Annotated in this window: 1 protein-coding gene and 1 pseudogene; one reads left to right on the top strand and one right to left on the bottom strand. The window is 77.4% G+C overall.

Features of this window, described 5'->3' with window-relative positions:
• Positions 1-348, top strand: a pseudogene (locus tag MFF42_RS16210) (glycosyltransferase family protein); the annotation flags it as partial.
• 66 nt (positions 349-414) lie between these two features.
• Here MFF42_RS16210 and MFF42_RS16205 read toward each other — a convergent pair.
• Positions 415-1,195: glycosyltransferase (locus MFF42_RS16205; protein ID WP_238256673.1), on the bottom strand; the 781-nt coding region annotated here is incomplete at its 5' end.

The following is a 1,195-nucleotide window of genomic DNA, read 5'->3' as shown; positions in this document are numbered from 1 at the left end:
CCGGCCGCCGGCCGCCTCCTGCCCGCGCTGGCGGCGATGGCGGAGACCGGCGCCGTGCGCTCGATCGGGCTGGCACGGCGCAACCGCGTCGGGGGCGTCCTCTCCGACGTCTTCCCGGACGTGCAGTACCGACTGAACCGCCGCGCGGTGACCTATGCCGGCCGGGTGCACGAGCGGCCGCAACTCGCGGGCGGCTGGCCCGAGAGCTTCATCACCCTGCACGGCGCGATCGAGCATCACCTGAGCCGCGCCCATGTCGAGGCGCGTTCGCGCCGCTACGAGGCGCTGGACCCCGGCCGCGGGCGTCCGGACGAGGAAGCGGCGCTGCTTCGACCCTACCGCGACTAGGTCCGGGTTTCCGGTCGAGGCCTTCGGCGGGCCCAGGACAGCGCCCCGGTGGTTCGGCAGAGCCGATCAGTTCCGTCGCGCCGCACCGATCGCGGCCTCGTAGAGCGCCAGAGTCTCTCGCCCGAGGCTCGCCCGGTCGAAGCGTCCGGCCGCCGCCAGGGCGCGGGCGCGGCAGGCGCGGCGCAGGCCGGGATCGACGAGGAGCGGGCGCAGGGCGTCGGCGAGGGCCGGTCCGGTGGCGGTCGCCGCCAGCGGCCCCGCCCCCGGCGCACCGACGAAGGCGCGGGCGCTCGCATCCTCGGCGCAGGCCACCACCGGCCGGCCGTAGGCCATGGCCTCCTGGTAGACTAGGCCGAAGCTCTCGTAGCGCGACGGGGCGAGGACCGCGTGGGCGTCCGTATACGCTCGTGCGAGCGCCGCCGCCTCGATCCGGCCGCGGGCGCGGATGCGCCGGCGCGCGGCCTCGGGCAGGTCCGGCGGCAGGTCCTCCGGCGGCACCCCGACGAGGTCGAGGCGGAAGGGCGGCAGGTCCCCCCGCGCCTGCTCCCCGGCCAGGATCGCGACCGCGCCGAGCAGGGCGTCGAACCCTTTGCGCGCCTCCGCCCGCCCGACGAAGAGCAGCTGCACCGGGGCGTCCTCCCCGGGATAGGAAGCGGCGCGGGCGCTGGTCAGGATCTCCGGCGGCAGGCTGAGGCCGATCACGGCGGAGGGCTGCCGCCCGCAGAGGCGATAGGCCCGCGCGATCACCGCCCCGTGCGCGGCGGTGTTGGCGATGAGTCCGGCGCTGCCGCGCGCCTGCCGGCGCTCCAGCGCGTCGGCGGCGAGGCCGTCGAGGCGGTCGCGGAGC

Origin of the sequence: Methylorubrum podarium, from assembly GCF_022179745.1 — a bacterium.
Classification (GTDB): Bacteria; Pseudomonadota; Alphaproteobacteria; order Rhizobiales; family Beijerinckiaceae; genus Methylobacterium; species Methylobacterium podarium.
The sequence above is the reverse complement of the archived record's forward strand: the minus strand, read 5'-3'. Positions and strand labels throughout refer to the sequence as shown.